Below are 17,350 nucleotides of genomic sequence, written 5' to 3'. Positions count from 1 at the left end.
CGGATTCGCGGCCGGTTTCCTCGGCAGTGGTCCAGACCTATTGACCTCTGGTCCAGACCTTTCTATTCTCGCGGCACTGCGGGCATGAGGCTCAGTCATGCCCACAACAACATCCCCACAAAGGAGGCGCAGCATGCGCTTCAGGTACAGAGCCGCGGCGATGGCCGCGACCCTGGCTCTCCCCCTCGCCGGCATGGTCGGCCTCGCGAGTCCCGCTCAGGCGGCCGCGGGCGCGACCGCCACCTTCACCAAGACCTCGGACTGGGGTAGTGGCTTCGGTGGCAACTGGACGGTGAAGAACACCGGCACCACGACGATCAACTCGTGGACCGTCGAGTGGGACTTCCCCGCCGGCACCAGCGTCGGTTCGGCCTGGGACGCCCAGGTCACCAGCAGTGGCACCCACTGGACCGCCAAGAACGTCGGCTGGAACGGCACCCTCGCCCCCGGGGCGTCGGTCTCCTTCGGCTTCAACGGCACCGGCCCGGGCAACCCGTCCGGCTGCAAGCTCAACGGCGGCAGCTGCGACGGCAACGACACCCCCGGCGACGAGGCCCCCTCGGCCCCCGGCACGCCCACCGCCTCGAACATCACCGACACCTCGGTGAAGCTCACCTGGGCGGCGGCGACGGACGACAAGGGCGTCAAGAACTACGACGTCCTGCGTGACGGGCTGACGGTCGCCACCGTCAACACCACCACGTACACGGACAACGGCCTCACCAAGGGCACGGACTACTCGTACACCATCAAGGCCCGCGACACCGCGGACCAGACCGGTCCGCTCAGCGGCGCCGTCAAGGTCACCACCACCGGTGGTGGCGGCGACGACGGTGGCGGTGGCACCGGCGGCAGCAAGGTCAACCTCGGCTACTTCATCCAGTGGGGCGTCTACGGGCGCAACTACCACGTGAAGAACCTGGTCACCTCCGGCTCCGCCGCGAAGATCACGCACATCAACTACGCCTTCGGCAACGTGCAGAACGGCAAGTGCACGATCGGTGACTCGTACGCCGACTACGACAAGGCGTACACCGCCGCCGACTCCGTCGACGGCGTCGCGGACACCTGGGACCAGCCGCTGCGCGGCAACTTCAACCAGCTCCGCAAGCTGAAGGCCAAGTACCCGAAGATCAAGATCCTGTGGTCCTTCGGTGGCTGGACCTGGTCCGGCGGCTTCCCGCAGGCTGTGAAGAACCCCACCGCCTTCGCGAAGTCCTGCCGCGCCCTGGTCGAGGACCCGCGCTGGGCCGATGTCTTCGACGGCATCGACCTGGACTGGGAGTACCCGAACGCCTGCGGTCTGGACTGTGACACGACCAGCAGCAAGAACGCCTTCAGCGAGATGATGAAGGCCATGCGTGCCGAGTTCGGCAGCGACCTGGTCACGGCGGCCACCACCGCCGACGCCTCCACCGGTGGCAAGATCGACGCCGCCGACTACGGCGAGGCCGCGAAGTACATCGACTGGTACAACGTCATGACGTACGACTTCTTCGGCGCCTGGGACAAGACCGGTCCGACGGCCCCCCACTCGCCGCTGACCGCGTACGACGGCATCCCCCAGCAGGGCTTCAACACCGCTGACGCGATGGCGAAGTTCAAGGCCAAGGGTGTCCCGGCCAGCAAGCTCCTGATCGGCATCGGCTTCTACGGCCGCGGCTGGACCGGCGTCACGCAGGCCACCCCGGGCGGCAGCGCCACCGGCGCCGCTCCCGGCACCTACGAGGCCGGCATCGAGGACTACAAGGTCCTGAAGAACAGCTGCCCGTCGACCGGCACCATCGCCGGTACCGCCTACGCCAAGTGCGGCACCAACTGGTGGTCCTACGACACCCCCGCCACCATCAAGGCGAAGATGAGCTGGGCCAACCAGCAGAAGCTCGGCGGCGCCTTCTTCTGGGAGTTCAGCGGTGACACCGCGAACGGCGAGCTCGTGGCCGCCATGGACAGCGGACTGAAGTCCTGACTCCACGGCTCCTGAGCCCGGCTAGCTCCTGGTGAGCCCGGCTAGCTCCTGGTACGACAACTGAAGATCGTTCAAGCGACGTTGACGCGCTGACCGGGCGGGGCTGCTTCCAGCCACGCGAGAAATCCGGTCAGCGCGTCTTCGCTCATGGCCAGTTCGAGGCGGGTTCCGCGGTGCAGACAGGTGAGCACGACCGCGTCGGAGAGCAGGGCCAGTTCCTCCTCGCCGTCGGGAAGACGGCGGCCGGCGACCTCGATGGCGGAACGCTCCAGGACGCGGCGGGGGCGCGGGGAGTAGGAGAAGACCCGGTACCACTCGACGCGGTCGCCGTTGTAGCGGGCCACCCCGTACGCCCAGCCCTTGCCGGCGTCGCCCCGGCCGGGCGCGTCCCAGCGCAGCGAGCAGTCGAAGGTGCCGCCCGAGCGCTGGATCAGCCTGCGGCGCAGGCCGAAGACGAACAGCCCCACCACCACGAGGGCGACGACGGCTCCGCACACAGTCAGAGCGAGGATCATCGGCACCGACCTCCTCGTCCAATTGGTAACGGAACGGAAAAAACACCCGGATCTGCCTCAGCCGCGGCCGGGTCCGGATGGCTCCGGTCCCAGCCGCGGCTGAGTGACGTCACGGTACGACGCTATAGCACAGTGCTGTGGTTCAGCGCCCCGCCGCCGCGCGCAGACGGACGTCCGCACGACGCTCGGCGGAGGCGTCGGCCTCCGACTTCGCGCGCTCGAGCGCCCGCTCCGCACGCTGGACATCGATCTCGTCCGACAGTTCGGCGATCTCGGCCAGCAGCGACAGCTTGTCGTCCGCGAACGAGATGAAACCGCCGTGCACCGCGGCGACGACCGTCCCTCCCCCGCTCGTACGGATGGTCACCGGGCCCGACTCCAGCACACCGAGCAGCGGCTGGTGACCGGGCATGACGCCGATGTCGCCGGACGTGGTGCGCGCGACGACCAGGGTGGCCTCGCCGGACCAGACCTCTCGGTCGGCCGCGACCAGCGCGACGTGCAGCTCAGCAGCCAAGGTGGCTCCTCGGGTCACCACCCGGCCGTGGAGCCGGGTGTTGGTTACAAGTCTAATGGGCGTGAAGGAGGGGGCGGGACGTGCCCGCCCCCTCCGGTGCGAGCCCCGGGGGGGCTCACGACGAGCGCACGGCTCAGGAGACGCCGAGCTCCTTCGCGTTCTTCTTCAGGTCCTCGATACCACCGCACATGAAGAACGCCTGCTCCGGGAAGTGGTCGTACTCGCCGTCGCAGATCGAGTTGAACGCGGTGATCGACTCGTCCAGCGGCACGTCCGAACCGTCCACGCCGGTGAACTGCTTGGCGACGTGGGTGTTCTGGGACAGGAAGCGCTCCACGCGACGGGCGCGGTGGACGACGAGCTTGTCCTCCTCGCCCAGCTCGTCGATACCGAGGATCGCGATGATGTCCTGCAGGTCCTTGTACTTCTGCAGGATGTTCTTCACGCGCATCGCGGCGTTGTAGTGGTCCGCCGCGATGTACCGCGGGTCGAGGATGCGGGACGTCGAGTCCAGCGGGTCCACGGCCGGGTAGATGCCCTTCTCCGAGATCGGACGGGAGAGCACCGTCGTCGCGTCGAGGTGGGCGAAGGTGGTGGCCGGGGCCGGGTCGGTCAGGTCGTCCGCAGGGACGTAGATCGCCTGCATGGAGGTGATCGAGTGACCGCGGGTCGAGGTGATGCGCTCCTGGAGGAGACCCATCTCGTCGGCCAGGTTCGGCTGGTAGCCCACCGCGGAGGGCATGCGGCCGAGCAGGGTCGACACCTCGGAACCCGCCTGGGTGAAGCGGAAGATGTTGTCGATGAAGAACAGCACGTCCTGCTTCTGGACGTCGCGGAAGTACTCGGCCATGGTGAGGCCGGCCAGCGCGACGCGCAGACGGGTGCCCGGCGGCTCGTCCATCTGGCCGAAGACCAGCGCGGTCTTGTCGATGACGCCCGACTCGCTCATCTCGTCGATGAGGTCGTTGCCCTCACGGGTGCGCTCACCGACACCGGCGAACACCGACACACCGTCGTGGTTGTTGGCGACGCGGTAGATCATCTCCTGGATGAGCACCGTCTTGCCGACGCCGGCGCCGCCGAACAGACCGATCTTGCCGCCCTTGACGTACGGGGTCAGCAGGTCGATGACCTTGACGCCGGTCTCGAACATCTCGGTCTTCGACTCGAGCTCGTCGAAGTTCGGCGCCTTGCGGTGGATCGGCCAGCGCTCGCCGTCGTAGCTCTCGTCGACGTTCAGGACCTCGCCGAGGGTGTTGAACACCTTGCCCTTGGTGAAGTCACCGACGGGGACCGAGATGGCCGAGCCCGTGTCGGTCACCACGGCCTGGCGGACCAGACCGTCGGTGGGCTGCATGGAGATGGTGCGGACCAGGCCGTCACCCAGGTGCTGGGCGACCTCCAGGGTCAGCGTCTTCAGCTCGCCCTCGTTCGCCGGGTCGGCGACCTGGACGTGCAGGGCGTTGTAGATCTCCGGCATCGCGTCGACGGGGAACTCCACGTCGACGACCGGGCCGATGACCCGGGCGACGCGGCCCGTGGCCGCCGCGGTCTCAACAGTGGTGGTCATTAGTTGTCACTCCCCGCGGTCGCGTCGGCCAGGGCGCTGGCGCCACCGACGATCTCGCTGATTTCCTGGGTGATTTCGGCCTGGCGGGCCGCGTTGGCAAGGCGGGAGAGCGTGTTGATCAGCTCGCCCGCGTTGTCGGTGGCCGACTTCATCGCGCGCCGCGTGGCGGCGTGCTTCGAGGCCGCCGACTGGAGCAGCGCGTTGTAGATCCGGCTCTCGACGTAGCGCGGCAGCAGGGCGTCGAGGACGTCCTCCCCGGACGGCTCGAAGTCGTAGAGCGGAAGGATCTCGCCCTTCGCCCCGGACTCCGTCGCCACCTCGTCGAGACGCAGCGGCAGCAGCCGGGCGTCGACCGCCGTCTGGGTCATCATCGAGACGAACTCGGTGTAGACGATGTGGAGCTCGTCCACCCCGCCGTCCGCCGTGTCCTTCTCGATGGACTCGATCAGCGGGGCCGCGACCAGCTTGGCGTCCCCGTAGACCGGCTCGTCGGTGAAGCCCGTCCACGACTCCGAGATCGTGCGCTCGCGGAAGTTGTAGTGGGCGACGCCGCGCCGGCCGACGATGTACGTGTCGACCTGCTTGCCCTCGCGCTCAAGGCGCGTGGTGAGCTGCTCCGCGGCCTTGATGGCGTTGGAGTTGAAGGCGCCGGCCAGACCGCGGTCGCTCGTGAGGAGCAGGACCGCGGCACGGGACGGGTTCTCCGCCTCCGTGGTCAGCGGGTGCCTGGTGTTCGACCCGGTGCCGACCGCCGTGACCGCGCGGGTCAGTTCCTGCGCGTACGGCGTGGAGGCCGCCACCTTGCGCTGCGCCTTGACGACGCGCGAGGCGGCGATCATCTCCATCGCCTTGGTGATCTTCTTGGTCGCGGTGACGGATCGGATGCGACGCTTGTAGACCCGGAGCTGGGCTCCCATGAGTCAGGTCCCTTCCTTACGTCACTTGGCGGCGGACGGGGCGTCCTCGCCGAGCAGCTTGCCGTCCGAGGTCTCGAACTGCTTCTTGAACGCGGCGATGGCCTCGGCGACGGCCCCCAGGGTGTCGTCCGACATCTTGCCGCCCTCGCGGATGGAGGTCATGAGGCCCTGCTCCTGGCGGTGCAGGTGCTCCAGCAGCTCCTTCTCGAAGCGGCGGATGTCCGCGACCGGCACGTCGTCCATCTTGCCGGTGGTGCCGGCCCAGACGGAGACGACCTGGTCCTCGGTGGCCATCGGCTGGTACTGGTCCTGCTTCAGCAGCTCGACCATGCGCTGACCGCGCTCCAGCTGGGACTTGGACGCGGCGTCCAGGTCGGAACCGAAGGCGGCGAACGCCTCCAGCTCACGGAACTGGGCGAGGTCCACGCGCAGTCGGCCGGAGACCTGCTTCATGGCCTTGTGCTGGGCGGAGCCACCGACGCGGGAGACCGAGATGCCGACGTTCAGGGCCGGGCGCTGGCCGGCGTTGAACAGGTCGGACTCCAGGAAGCACTGGCCGTCGGTGATGGAGATGACGTTGGTCGGGATGAACGCCGAGACGTCGTTGGCCTTCGTCTCGACGATCGGCAGACCGGTCATCGAACCGCGGCCCATCTCGTCGGAGAGCTTGGCGCAGCGCTCCAGCAGCCGGGAGTGCAGGTAGAAGACGTCGCCGGGGTAGGCCTCGCGGCCCGGCGGGCGGCGCAGCAGCAGCGACACGGCGCGGTAGGCGTCGGCCTGCTTCGACAGGTCGTCGAAGACGATCAGGACGTGCTTGCCCTCGTACATCCAGTGCTGGCCGATGGCCGAGCCGGTGTAGGGGGCCAGGTACTTGAAGCCGGCCGGGTCGGACGCCGGGGCGGCCACGATGGTCGTGTACTCCAGCGCGCCGTTCTCCTCCAGCGCGCGGCGGACCGACGCGATGGTGGAGCCCTTCTGGCCGATGGCGACGTAGATGCAGCGGACCTGCTTGTTCGGGTCGCCGGTGCGCCAGTTGTCGCGCTGGTTGATGATCGTGTCGACGGCCAGGGCGGTCTTGCCGGTCTGGCGGTCGCCGATGACCAGCTGGCGCTGGCCGCGGCCGATCGGGGTCATGGCGTCGACGGCCTTGTAGCCCGTCTCCATCGGCTCGTGCACCGACTTGCGCTGCATGACCGTGGGGGCCTGCAGTTCGAGGGCGCGGCGGCCCTCCGTCTCGATCTCGCCGAGGCCGTCGATCGGGTTGCCGAGGGGGTCGACGACGCGGCCGAGGTAACCCTCGCCCACCGCGACCGACAGGACCTCGCCGGTACGGGTGACCGGCTGCCCCTCCTCGACGCCGCTGAACTCACCGAGGACGATGGCACCGATCTCGCGCTCCTCGAGGTTGAGGGCGAGGCCGAGGGTGCCGTCCTCGAACTTCAGCAGCTCATTGGCCATGGCCGAGGGAAGACCCTCCACCTTGGCGATGCCGTCGCCGGCAAGGGTGACCGTACCGACCTCCTCGCGCGAGGCCGCGTCCGGCTTGTACGACTGGACGAAGTTCTCCAGCGCATCCCGGATCTCCTCCGGCCGGATCGTGAGCTCCGCCATCTGAGTTCCCTGCTCTCCTTGTTGGGCCCGAAGTTTCACTTGGGGGGTATTCCACGTTTCGGGACTCCCCCCAATAAGAGGTGAATCCTCTGCACGGCCCAACCAGGGCCGTCGTAAGTACCTACTGCTTGTTGTGCTGCCGCGCGGGGGCGCTAGCCCGCCAGGCGGCGGCCGGCGTCCTCGAGACGGTCCGCGATGGAGCCGTTGATGACCTCGTCACCGACCTGCACCCGGATTCCGCCGAGGACCTCGGGGTCCACGTCGAGGTTGAGGTGCATCCGGCGCCCGTAGAGCTTGGCGAGGGCGGCGCCCAGGCGCTCCCTCTGCCCGTCGCTCAGGGGCACCGCCGAGGTGACGACGGCGACCATGCGGTCCCGGCGGTCGGCGGCGAGCCGGGACAGGGACTCGAGTCCCGCTTCCAGGCTACGTCCCCGCGGGGCGGTCACCAGGCGCGTCACCAGACGCTCCGTGGTGGCGTCCGCGCGTCCGCCGAGCAGGCTGCGCAGCAGCTCGCTCTTGGCGGCGGCACCGGCCGACCGGTTGGTGAGCGCGGCGCGCAACTCGGTGCTGGAGGCGACGATCCGGCCGAACCGGAACAGCTCGTCCTCCACGCCGTCGAGACGGCCCGTCTTCTGCGCGGCGGTGAGGTCGGCGGTGTTCGCCAGCTCCTCCAGCGCGTCCACCAGGTCGCGTGACTGCGACCAGCGGGAGCGCACCGTGCCGGAGACCAGGTCGACGGTCGCGCCGCCGACCTGCCCCGAGAGGAGCCGCTGGACCAGCTCGGCCTTGGCCTCGCCGCCCTGCGCCGGGTCGGTCAGGACCCGACGCAGCGACACCTCGCGGTCGAGCAGCGCGGTGACGGCGGCCAGCTCGTCGGCGAGCGTGCCGGGGTCCACCGAGGTGGAGTCCGTCAGCGCGTCGAGGCGCTCCCGGGCGGCGGCCAGAGCCTCGCGGCTCGCTCCGTGCATCCCACTCACCGGGTCGCCTCTGCCGTCGTGGCCTTGTCGTCCAGCTCGTCGAGGAAGCGGTCGATCACGCGGGACTGCCGGGCGTGGTCCTCCAGGGACTCGCCGACGAGCTTGCCGGCCAGCTCGGTGGCCAGCGAGCCGACGTCCTGGCGCAGCGCGGACGCCGCGGCCTTGCGGTCGGCCTCGATCTGGGCGTGACCGGCGGCGATGATCTCCTCACGCTGCCGCTGGCCTTCCGCGCGCATCTCGGCGATGAGCGTGGCGCCCTGCTCCTGCGCCTCCTGGCGCAGGCGCGCGGCCTCGTGCCGGGCCTCGGCGAGCTGGGCCTTGTACTGCTCAAGGACGCTCTGGGCCTCGGTCTGCGCGGCCTCGGCCTTCTCGATACCGCCCTCGATGGCCTCGCGGCGCTCTTCCAGGACCTTGTTGATGGTCGGGAGGAGCTTCTTGGCGAGGAAACCGAAGACGATGACGAAAGCGATGAGGCCGATGACGATCTCCGGCCACGGCGGAATGAGAGGGTTCTCCTTCTCGCCGTCAGCCGCCAGGAAAACCAGGGCGGAGTTCACATCAGTGCCTTTCGTCGAAAGGGTCGGTCGTCAGGCCGTCTTAGTAGACGAAGGGCATGACGAGGCCGATGAGGGCGAGCGCCTCACAGAACGCGAAGCCCAGGATCTGGTTGGAGCGGATCAGACCGGCGGCCTCGGGCTGGCGGGCGAGGGCCTGGGTGCCGTTGCCGAAGATGATGCCGATACCGACGCCGGGGCCGATGGCCGCGAGACCGTAACCGACGGAACCGAGGTCACCGGTGACAGCAGCAAGGGTAGACATGCCAGTTCTTCCTTCTCTTTACGGACCGGTGGGGGTTGGCCACCGGACGATTGCGGGCGGGGTGGGCGCTCAGTGGTGCTCGGCGAGCGCGCCCTGGATGTAGCTGCAGGTCAGAAGCACGAACACATACGCCTGAACAGCCTGGATGAAGACCTCGAAGATGGTCATGACGAGGACCATCACGAAGGAGACGCCGGCGTAGGCGATGCCGATGCCGTTCAGCATGTACCAGGTGGCGATGGTGAACAGCAGCAGCAGGGTGTGACCGGCGAACATGTTCGCGAACAGCCGGACGGCGTGGGTGAAGGGCCGGACCAGGAGGTTCGAGAAGAACTCGATCGTCATGGAGAGCGGCAGCACCGGGCCGAGCGTCTTGTCGTAGCCCGTCACGTTCTTGAAGAACCCGACGAAGCCGTGCTTCTTGAAGGTGAGCGCGACCCAGGTGATGTAGACGATGAGCGCCAGGACCATCGGGTAGGCGATGATCGACGTCACCGGGAAGGCCGCGATCGGGATGATGGACCAGACGTTCATCATCCAGACGAAGAAGAACAGGGAGACGGCGAGAGGTACGTACTTCTCGCCGTCCTTCTTGCCGATCGTCTCGTAGACGATGCCGCGGCGCACGAAGTCGTAGCCGGCCTCGGCGACCATCTGGAGCTTGCCGGGGACCATGGTGGGCTTCCGGAACGCGGCCCAGAAGAAGCCCACCACGAGAACGGACCCGAGCAGGGCCAGCAGCATCGGCTTGTTGAAGTACATGCCGTTGCCGTCTGCGTTGCCCCAGAGCGGCTCGAAGAGGAACGAGTGCAGGCCGGGAGCCGGGAAGCCACATCCGTCGAAAATGTGGCAGTCGGTCTCGAAGGCGAGCACCTGCGTCGGGTCAGCACTCACCGCGGGCTCCTTCATCGTGGCGCATGGGTACGACAACCTCGTTGTGTCGGCGCGGCGCGCTGCCGCTGTTCGGCACGGGACTGGTGTTACGGATGTGGGGGCTGCTGTGGGGCATCTCGCCTCGCGATCGAGCAGATGTCAGCTCGGATACCCGCGCCCGCGATGCCGCAGTTGGCACCGGACGATAGCAGGATCTCTCATGCCTCTTTATCCCGGCCCTACCCCTCACGACGAGCGGCCCGTCTTTTCGGGCTTTTCGCCCGAAGGTTCGGGTTCGACGTAAAGAATCTTCGACTTCATGTGCGCCCGCGTCTGGGCGGCGATCCACACGAGGGTGCCGGCGACCAGGGTGAGCGCGAAGGCCCGGGGATTGAACAGCGTGGTGTTCTTGAACACGGCGACGAAGACGAACAGCAGAAGGATCTGCGCCGCGTAGAGCATCAGGCCCATGGCCTGGAAGAGGTGCGGAAGCGATCGGGCGGTCCGCTGGAGGATGTGGAGGCCGAGCCCCATGAAGAGGATCACCACCAGGGTCCCGACCAGGGCCCCGACCGCGCCCTTGCCGCCGGCCACCACGCCGCTGACGACGGCGGCTACGGCGCCGACGGCAGCCGTGGGCACGGCGGCCTGAAGCAGGATGCGGACGTCATTGGACGGCGGCATGGCGGCAACTCCGCTTTTTCAACAGGGGGCAGGGTGTCGTCATGGACGAGCGTAGTCCCGGGACGAGCGAGGCCCTCACGCCGAGGGACCGTCGCATTGCGGGCCATCAGCGCCATCCGGGGGGTTCTCGTGAACCGTATCACAAACTATTTGATGAGGTCTTTACCTGTCCGTGTGCTTGCGGTCACACATGAGAGTGACGGCGCGCGTTTGGGCAATTACTGAACCGAATTGTCTGATATTGCGGGAGTTCGCTCTCCCACGGATTGGCAATGCTCTCGTCAGATTCTTACCTTGTGCGGGACCGGGCCCCCAGGGCCGTCGCACCGTTGGCCGTCCCCGCCGCCACCGGAACGCGCTCCTCCGCGCCGGCCTCCCCGGCACCCTCCGGGCCCGCCCCGGACGCCCCTCCCGCCGCCGCGGGCACCGCGCGGCGGCGCCGGTAGCGGGGCGGCAGGAACCCCTCGGCCCAGCGCGGGGCGCGCGGGGTGAAGCGGGGCAGCAGGAGCAGCACCAGGCCGACGGCGCTGAGGAAGACGACGCCCAGCACGATCCACATGGACGCCGAGTTGACCGAGTAGGCGAGCGCCCCGAAGCCGATCAGCGCCGAGAAGAAGTACATGATCAGCACCGCCCGGCTGTGCGAGTGGCCGATCTCCAGCAGCCGGTGGTGCAGGTGCCCCCGGTCCGCCGCGAACGGCGACTGGCCGCGCCAGGTGCGCCGCACGATGGCCAGGATCAGGTCGGCGGCCGGGATGGCGATGATCGTCAGCGGCATCAGCAGCGGGATGTACACCGGCACCATCTGGTGCACCGCGCTGCGCTCCGAGCCGGAGAAGAGCTGCATCGCGTCCGGGTCGACCTGCCCGGTCACCGAGATCGCCCCGGCCGCCAGCACCAGGCCGATCAGCATCGAGCCCGAGTCGCCCATGAAGATCCGCGCCGGGTGCATGTTGTGCGGCAGGAAGCCCAGGCACATGCCCATCAGCACCGACGCGAACAGGGTGGCCGGGGCCGCCGCCTCGATGCCGTACGAGTACCAGATCCGGTAGGCGTACATGAAGAACGCGGCGGCGGCGATGCAGACCATGCCGGCCGCCAGCCCGTCCAGGCCGTCCACGAAGTTGACCGCGTTGATGGTGATCACGACCAGCGCCACCGTCAGCAGGGTGCCCTGCCACTGGGTCAGCGCCACGTTGCCCACGCTGGGCACCGGGATCCACAGGATCGTCAGGCCCTGCACCACCATCACACCGGCGGCGATCATCTGGCCGCCCAGCTTGATCAGGGCGTCGATCTCGAACTTGTCGTCCAGGACGCCGATCAGCCAGATCAGCGCGGCGCCGGAGAGCAGGGCCCGCGGCTCGTTGGACTTCTCGAAGACCTCGTGGAGGTTGGTGAGGTTGTCGGCGACCAGCAGACCCGCGCACAGCCCGAAGAACATCGCGATCCCGCCGAGCCGCGGCGTCGGCTCCCGGTGCACGTCGCGCGCCCGGATCTCCGGCATGGCACCCGCCACGATCGCGAACTTCCGCACCGGTCCGGTCAGCAGATACGTGACCGCGGCCGTGATGCAGAGCGTCAGCAGGTATTCACGCACGGGCTTCCCCACAGGTCTCGCTGGCCATTCCCAGCCTCACACCCTAGCGAGGCACGCATACGTATGAGGACTTCCGGGTATCGACGATGGTTGCACGACAACCGGTCCACCCGCCGCGCCCACCCCGGATCAGGCCGGATACGGCGGGAACTCCGCGGTCAGTTCCCGCACGTCCGCCCGCGCCGCCGCCGGGTCCACCGCACCCCGCACCACCCCGGCGAGCAGCGTGGCCACCACCCGCATCTCCCGCTCCCCCATGCCCTGCGTGGTCGTCGCCGCCGTGCCCAGCCGCAGCCCCCGGCCGTCGCCGTGCGGCAGCGGGCAGCAGTCCAGCACCATCCCGGCCGCCGCCAGCCGCCCCCGCGCCGTCCTGCCGTCGGTACCGAGCGGACCTGGGTCGACGGTGATCAGATGGGTGTCGGTGCCGCCGGTGATCACCGCCAGCCCCTCGTCGGCCAGGGCGGCCGCGAGCGTGCGGGCGTTGGCGACCACCTGGTGGGCGTAAGCGGCGTGGGCCCCGGTCGCCGCCTCGGCGAGGGCCACCGCCTTGGCGGCGACGGCGTTCATCTGCGCCCCGCCCTGGGTGAACGGGAACACCGCCCGGTCGATCCGCCCGGCCAGCTCGGCCCGGCACAGGAGCATGCCGCCGCGCGGCCCGCGCAGCACCTTGTGGGTGGTGGCGCAGACCACGTCCGCGTACGGCACCGGGCTGGGCGCCGCTCCCCCGGCGACCAGGCCGATCGGATGCGCGGCGTCCGCGATCAGGTACGCGCCCGCGTCGTCGGCGACCTCCCGGAAGAAGGCGTGGTCGATGTGGCGGGGATAGGCGATGGAGCCGCAGACGATCGCCTTCGGCCGGTGCACCCGGGCCAGCGCCCGCACCTGGTCGTGGTCGATCAGCCCGGTCTCCGCGTCCACGCCGTAGCCGATGAAGCGGAACCAGCGGCCGGAGAAGTTGGCGGGCGAGCCGTGGGTGAGGTGGCCGCCGTGCTCCAGGCCCATCGCGAGGACGGTGTCGCCCGGCCGCAGCAGTGCCGCGTAGGCGGCGAGGACGGCGGAGGAGCCGGAGTGCGGCTGCACGTTGGCGTGCCCGGCGCCGAAGAGGCTACGGGCCCGCTCCACGGCGAGCCGCTCGGCGGTGTCGACGATCTCGCAGCCGCCGTGGTGCCGGGCCCCGGGGTAGCCCTCGGCGTACTTGTTGACGAGCGGGGAGGCCAGGGCGGCCAGCACGGCGGGCGGGGTGAAGTTCTCGGCGGCGGTGAGCTGGAGCGTGGTCTCCTGCCGCCGCTTCTCTGCCAGCAGGATCTCCGCCAGCTCGGGGTCCCGCTCCCGCAGGGTGGTGGCCGGGGGGACCTCGTGGGTGACCGACATGGGGCGCTCCGGGCGTGCGTCGACGGTGGCATGGGGGCGTCCCGTGATCCCCGGCGGACCGGCGCGCGGCGCCGGACCCGGTGCCGCGCGGCGGAGGGGCGTCCGGGTGCCCGGCCGTCCGGACCCCGGCGGCGCCGCGAGGTGCCGTGGCCGTCGTCGCACACCCGCCGGGGATCACGGAACGGCCCGTGGCACCAATGTAGGCCCGCCGCTCCCCGCCCGCCCGCCCCGCGCGGCGACCGGCGCAACCGGTCGCGCCGCGGAGCGGACCGGCCAGGGTGTTTCGTCTGGATCGGGCCGGATCGGGGAGCGGGGTCCGGCGCCGTGCGTCGCAGGGCGGAGGAGGGAGTCGGGGCGGAGCCCCGGCGACCGACAACGACGCGGCGAGGCGCGGCGCCGGGGCCCATCAGCCCGGCATGATCCAAACGAGAGGCCCTACGTCCGGGCCGCGACCCCCGTCAGCGCCGTGACCACCGGGTCCAGGGCCTCGTGTATCTCGTCGCCGATGGAGCGGAAGAACGGCAGGGGCGCCCCGTACGGGTCATGGACCTCGTCCGCCTCGGCGGTGGGCGCCAGCAGCCAGCCGCGCAGCGCGGCGGCGGCGCGGACCAGGGCGCGGGCCCGGCCGACCACCCCGTCCTCCAGCGGCGGCAGCGTCGCCGGGTCGATGGCGTTGACCAGGCGGGTGAACTCCTTGAGGGTGAAGGTGCGCAGCCCCGCCGAGTGCCCCATGGAGATGACCTGCGCCCGGTGGTCCCGGGTGGCGGTCAGCACCAGGTCGGCGCGGATGACGTGCTCGTCGAGCAGCTCGCGCCCGGTGAAGCCGGCCGCGTCCGCGCCGAAGTCCGCGAGGACCGTCTCCGCGTTGGCCTCCATGGGCGCGCCCTCGTGGCCCCAGGTGCCCGCGCTCTCCACGATCAGCGCGCCGCCCAGCACCCCGAGCCGCTCCGCCACGAAATGCCGGGTCAGCCGCTCGGTGATGGGCGAGCGGCAGACGTTGCCGGTGCTGACATGGAGGATGCGGAAACTGTCGCGCGGAAAGCCGAACGTCGTCGTCACCTCCGCGGCGCTCTCCCGGCCGCCTATGCCACGCCCCGTCCCAGGGGCCGTCAATTCGCCACCTCGAGGTCGGGTACCACCTTGCGCAGCTCCTCCGCCGACAGCGCGCCCGCGCGCAGCAGGACCGGCACGTCACGGCTGACGTCGACGATGGACGACGGGACGATACCGGGGGTGGGGCCGCCGTCGAGGTAGACGGAGACGGAATCGCCGAGCATCTGCTGGGCGGCGTCGCAGTCCTCCGGGGCCGGGTGCCCGGTCAGGTTGGCGGAGGAGACCGCCATCGGGCCGAAGTCGGTGAGCAGCTCCAGGGCGACCGGGTGCAGCGGCATCCGGACGGCCACCGTGCCCCGGGTGTTGCCGAGGTCCCACTGGAGGGACGGCTGGTGCTTGGTGACCAGCGTCAGCGCGCCCGGCCAGAAGGCGTCCACCAGGTCCCAGGCCCGCTCGGAGAAGTCGGTGACCAGCCCGTGCAGGGTGTTCGGGGAGCCGATGAGGACGGGGGTGGGCATGGCGCGGTCCCGGCCCTTGGCGTAGAGCAGGGCGGCGACGGCCTCCGGGGAGAAGGCGTCGGCGCCGACGCCGTAGACGGTGTCCGTCGGCAGGACCACCAGCTCGCCACGGCGGACGGCGGACGCGGCCTCGCGCAGACCCGTCACTCGGTCGGTCGCGTCGTTGGTGTCGTATCGCCGTGCCATGTCTAGCGGTCCTCCTCGTACAGGTCCTGCTGCGGGGTCGAAGTCCGGTCGCCGGTCACGGCAGCGCCTTGCGGGCGGTCGCGAACCGCGGGCGGTTGTTGAGGTCGGGATGGTCGGCCGCGTCGGCCCAGCCCCGCTCCTCGGCGAAGATCCAGGGCACCTGGCCGCCCTGGGTGTCGGCGTGCTCGACGACGACGACCCCGCCGGGGCGCAGCAGGCGGTGGGCGGTGCGTTCCAGGCCGCGGATCAGGTCGAGGCCGTCCTCGCCGGAGAACAGGGCCATCTGCGGATCGTGGTCACGGGCCTCGGGGGCGACGTACTCCCACTCGGTGAGCGGGATGTACGGCGGGTTGGAGATCACCAGGTCGACCTGGCCGTCGAGGTCGGGGAAGGCGGTGCGGGCGTCGCCCTGGCGCAGGTCGACCCGGGAGCCGGCCATGTTCCGGCGGGTCCACACCAGGGCGTCCTCGGACAGTTCCACCGCGTGCACGCGCGAGCGCGGCACCTCCTGCGCGAGCGCCAGCGCGACGGCCCCGGAGCCGGTGCACAGGTCGACGATGCAGGGCTCGACGACGTCCATGGCGCGCACGGCGTCTATGGCCCAGCCGACCACGGACTCCGTCTCGGGCCGGGGCACGAAGACCCCGGGCCCGACCTGGAGCTCCAGATAGCGGAAGTAGGCCAGGCCGGTGATGTGCTGGAGCGGCTCCCGGGCCTCCCGGCGGGCGACGACCTCCCAGTAGCGGGCGTCGAAGTCCGCGTCCCGGACGGTGTGCAGCTCGCTCCGCTTGACGCCGTGCAGATGCGCGGCCAGTTCCTCCGCGTCGGTGCGCGGCGAGGGCACGCCGGCGTCGGCCAGCCGCTGGGTGGCCTGGGCCACCTCCGCGAGCAGCAGGTTCACGCTGGTCCTCCGAGCTGTCTTCCGTTCGGTCGCGCGGGGCGCGCGGGTGGTGCGTCCGGGGGCCGGGTCCGCCGCCCCGGCGGGCGGTGCGGACCGGCCGTCGCGGGTCAGGCCGCGGCCAGCTTGGCGGCCGAGTCCGCGTCGACGCAGGCCTGGATCACCGCGTCGAGCTCGCCGTCCAGGACCTGGTCCAGGTTGTACGCCTTGAATCCGACGCGGTGGTCGGAGATGCGGTTCTCCGGGAAGTTGTACGTGCGGATCTTCTCGGAGCGGTCGACGGTGCGGACCTGGCTGCGGCGGGCGTCCGCGGCCTCCCGCTCCGCCTCCTCCTGCGCCGCGGCGAGCAGCCTGGAGCGCAGGATACGCATCGCCTGCTCCTTGTTCTGGAGCTGGCTCTTCTCGTTCTGGCAGGAGGCGACGACACCGGTGGGCAGGTGCGTGATCCGCACCGCGGAGTCGGTGGTGTTGACGGACTGGCCGCCGGGGCCGGAGGACCGGTAGACGTCGATGCGCAGATCGCTGGGGTTGATCTCGATGTCGATCTCCTCCGCCTCGGGCGTCACCAGCACGCCCGCCGCGGAGGTGTGGATGCGGCCCTGGGACTCGGTGGCCGGCACCCGCTGCACCCGGTGCACCCCGCCCTCGTACTTCATCCGCGCCCAGACGCCCTGGCCGGGCTCGGTGGCGCCCTGGCCGCCCTTGGTCTTCACGGCGACCTGGACGTCCTTGTAGCCGCCCAGCTCGGACTCGGTGGAGTCGATGATCTCGGTCTTCCAGCCCACCCGTTCGGCGTAGCGCAGGTACATGCGCAGCAGGTCGCCGGCGAACAGGGCCGACTCGTCGCCGCCGGCGCCGGCCTTGATCTCCAGGATGACGTCCTTGTCGTCGCTGGGGTCGCGCGGGACGAGGAGCAGGCGCAGCCTCTCGGTCAGCTCGTCGCGGCGCTGCTCCAGCTCCTTGACCTCTGCGGCGAAGTCGGGATCGTCGGCGGCCAGCTCGCGCGCGGTCCCGATGTCGTCGCCCGTGGCCCGCCAGGACCGGTAGGCGCCGACGATCGGGGTCAGCTCGGCGTAGCGCTTGTTCAGCCTGCGCGCGTTGGCCTGGTCGGAGTGGACCGACGGGTCGGCGAGCTTCTTCTCCAGGTCGGCGTGCTCGGCGACGAGTTCCTCGACGGCCTCGAACATCTTGGGCTCCTGCTACTGCGTGGCGTGGGGAGGGGGAAGGCGGGCGACCAAAAACGCCGGTCCCGGCGCTCCCCCGGGCTGGGGG

General features: G+C 70.1%; 17 protein-coding genes. 1 reads left to right on the top strand and 16 read right to left on the bottom strand.

Annotated features, from left to right (window positions below):
- Positions 1–133 precede the first annotated feature (133 nt).
- Positions 134–1,969, top strand: a complete 1,836-nt coding sequence (locus GTY84_RS21860; RefSeq protein WP_161228008.1) for a glycoside hydrolase family 18 chitinase — start codon at positions 134–136, stop codon at positions 1,967–1,969.
- A 71-nt stretch (positions 1,970–2,040) separates the two neighbouring features.
- Here GTY84_RS21860 and GTY84_RS21855 read toward each other — a convergent pair whose 3' ends face one another.
- From GTY84_RS21855 to prfA, 16 genes are all read right to left on the bottom strand, one after another.
- Positions 2,041–2,484, bottom strand: coding sequence for a DUF2550 domain-containing protein (locus GTY84_RS21855; RefSeq protein ID WP_161228007.1), 444 nt, complete (start codon positions 2,482–2,484; stop codon positions 2,041–2,043).
- Between the two features lie 142 nt (positions 2,485–2,626).
- Positions 2,627–3,001 carry a F0F1 ATP synthase subunit epsilon gene (locus GTY84_RS21850; protein ID WP_161228006.1) on the bottom strand — a complete coding sequence of 125 codons (375 nt, stop codon included), beginning with the start codon at positions 2,999–3,001 and terminating at the stop codon, positions 2,627–2,629.
- A 133-nt stretch (positions 3,002–3,134) separates the two neighbouring features.
- The gene (atpD, locus tag GTY84_RS21845) at positions 3,135–4,571 is read right to left on the bottom strand and encodes a F0F1 ATP synthase subunit beta (RefSeq protein WP_161228005.1); all 1,437 of its coding nucleotides are present in this window, start codon (positions 4,569–4,571) and stop codon (positions 3,135–3,137) included.
- Positions 4,571–5,488: a F0F1 ATP synthase subunit gamma gene (locus GTY84_RS21840; protein ID WP_161228004.1), complete on the bottom strand. Its 918-nt coding sequence runs from the start codon at positions 5,486–5,488 to the stop codon at positions 4,571–4,573. Before GTY84_RS21840 ends, atpD begins: the two co-directional genes overlap by 1 nt.
- A gap of 21 nt (positions 5,489–5,509) precedes the next feature.
- Positions 5,510–7,099 carry a F0F1 ATP synthase subunit alpha gene (gene atpA, locus GTY84_RS21835; RefSeq protein ID WP_161228003.1) on the bottom strand — a complete coding sequence of 530 codons (1,590 nt, stop codon included), beginning with the start codon at positions 7,097–7,099 and terminating at the stop codon, positions 5,510–5,512.
- Between the two features lie 152 nt (positions 7,100–7,251).
- Complete coding sequence (locus tag GTY84_RS21830; protein WP_161228002.1) at positions 7,252–8,067, bottom strand: F0F1 ATP synthase subunit delta; 816 nt, start codon at positions 8,065–8,067, stop codon at positions 7,252–7,254.
- Between the two features lie 5 nt (positions 8,068–8,072).
- The gene (locus GTY84_RS21825) at positions 8,073–8,633 is read right to left on the bottom strand and encodes a F0F1 ATP synthase subunit B (protein ID WP_345943498.1); all 561 of its coding nucleotides are present in this window, start codon (positions 8,631–8,633) and stop codon (positions 8,073–8,075) included.
- Between the two features lie 40 nt (positions 8,634–8,673).
- On the bottom strand, positions 8,674–8,895 hold the full coding sequence (gene atpE, locus GTY84_RS21820) for an ATP synthase F0 subunit C (protein WP_161228001.1): 222 nt from the start codon (positions 8,893–8,895) through the stop codon (positions 8,674–8,676).
- 69 nt (positions 8,896–8,964) lie between these two features.
- Positions 8,965–9,804: a F0F1 ATP synthase subunit A gene (atpB, locus tag GTY84_RS21815; protein ID WP_161228000.1), complete on the bottom strand. Its 840-nt coding sequence runs from the start codon at positions 9,802–9,804 to the stop codon at positions 8,965–8,967.
- A gap of 210 nt (positions 9,805–10,014) precedes the next feature.
- On the bottom strand, positions 10,015–10,452 hold the full coding sequence (locus tag GTY84_RS21810; protein ID WP_161227999.1) for a hypothetical protein: 438 nt from the start codon (positions 10,450–10,452) through the stop codon (positions 10,015–10,017).
- A 289-nt stretch (positions 10,453–10,741) separates the two neighbouring features.
- Positions 10,742–12,052 carry an MraY family glycosyltransferase gene (locus GTY84_RS21805; protein ID WP_161227998.1) on the bottom strand — a complete coding sequence of 437 codons (1,311 nt, stop codon included), beginning with the start codon at positions 12,050–12,052 and terminating at the stop codon, positions 10,742–10,744.
- 129 nt (positions 12,053–12,181) lie between these two features.
- Positions 12,182–13,423, bottom strand: coding sequence for a serine hydroxymethyltransferase (locus tag GTY84_RS21800; RefSeq protein WP_161227997.1), 1,242 nt, complete (start codon positions 13,421–13,423; stop codon positions 12,182–12,184).
- Between the two features lie 435 nt (positions 13,424–13,858).
- Positions 13,859–14,536 (bottom strand): protein-tyrosine-phosphatase, encoded by a 678-nt coding sequence (locus tag GTY84_RS21795; RefSeq protein WP_161227996.1) that lies wholly within the window; start codon positions 14,534–14,536, stop codon positions 13,859–13,861.
- On the bottom strand, positions 14,533–15,180 hold the full coding sequence (locus GTY84_RS21790; RefSeq protein ID WP_161227995.1) for an L-threonylcarbamoyladenylate synthase: 648 nt from the start codon (positions 15,178–15,180) through the stop codon (positions 14,533–14,535). The genes GTY84_RS21795 and GTY84_RS21790 overlap by 4 nt, the downstream gene beginning before the upstream one ends.
- 55 nt (positions 15,181–15,235) lie before the next feature.
- Complete coding sequence (prmC, locus tag GTY84_RS21785) at positions 15,236–16,081, bottom strand: peptide chain release factor N(5)-glutamine methyltransferase (RefSeq protein ID WP_161227994.1); 846 nt, start codon at positions 16,079–16,081, stop codon at positions 15,236–15,238.
- A 107-nt stretch (positions 16,082–16,188) separates the two neighbouring features.
- Positions 16,189–17,265 (bottom strand): peptide chain release factor 1, encoded by a 1,077-nt coding sequence (gene prfA / locus GTY84_RS21780; RefSeq protein ID WP_161227993.1) that lies wholly within the window; start codon positions 17,263–17,265, stop codon positions 16,189–16,191.
- Between the last annotated feature and the right edge of the window lie 85 nt (positions 17,266–17,350).

Origin of the sequence: Streptomyces sp. SID8352 (assembly GCF_009862265.1) — a bacterium.
Lineage (GTDB): Bacteria > Actinomycetota > Actinomycetes > Streptomycetales > Streptomycetaceae > Streptomyces.
The sequence above is the reverse complement of the archived record's forward strand: the minus strand, read 5'-3'. Positions and strand labels throughout refer to the sequence as shown.

Bases quoted from the DNA above. Each gene is read 5' to 3' on its own strand.
- atpD (WP_161228005.1), bottom strand. From the start codon at position 4,571: ATGACCACCACTGTTGAGACCGCGGCGGCCACGGGCCGCGTCGCCCGG.
- prfA (WP_161227993.1), bottom strand. From the start codon at position 17,265: ATGTTCGAGGCCGTCGAGGAACTCGTCGCCGAGCACGCCGACCTGGAG.
- GTY84_RS21800 (WP_161227997.1), bottom strand. From the start codon at position 13,423: ATGTCGGTCACCCACGAGGTCCCCCCGGCCACCACCCTGCGGGAGCGG.
- atpA (WP_161228003.1), bottom strand. From the start codon at position 7,099: ATGGCGGAGCTCACGATCCGGCCGGAGGAGATCCGGGATGCGCTGGAG.
- GTY84_RS21830 (WP_161228002.1), bottom strand. From the start codon at position 8,067: ATGCACGGAGCGAGCCGCGAGGCTCTGGCCGCCGCCCGGGAGCGCCTC.
- GTY84_RS21790 (WP_161227995.1), bottom strand. From the start codon at position 15,180: ATGGCACGGCGATACGACACCAACGACGCGACCGACCGAGTGACGGGT.
- GTY84_RS21810 (WP_161227999.1), bottom strand. From the start codon at position 10,452: ATGCCGCCGTCCAATGACGTCCGCATCCTGCTTCAGGCCGCCGTGCCC.
- GTY84_RS21860 (WP_161228008.1), top strand. From the start codon at position 134: ATGCGCTTCAGGTACAGAGCCGCGGCGATGGCCGCGACCCTGGCTCTC.
- atpE (WP_161228001.1), bottom strand. From the start codon at position 8,895: ATGTCTACCCTTGCTGCTGTCACCGGTGACCTCGGTTCCGTCGGTTAC.
- GTY84_RS21855 (WP_161228007.1), bottom strand. From the start codon at position 2,484: ATGATCCTCGCTCTGACTGTGTGCGGAGCCGTCGTCGCCCTCGTGGTG.
- GTY84_RS21840 (WP_161228004.1), bottom strand. From the start codon at position 5,488: ATGGGAGCCCAGCTCCGGGTCTACAAGCGTCGCATCCGATCCGTCACC.
- atpB (WP_161228000.1), bottom strand. From the start codon at position 9,804: ATGAAGGAGCCCGCGGTGAGTGCTGACCCGACGCAGGTGCTCGCCTTC.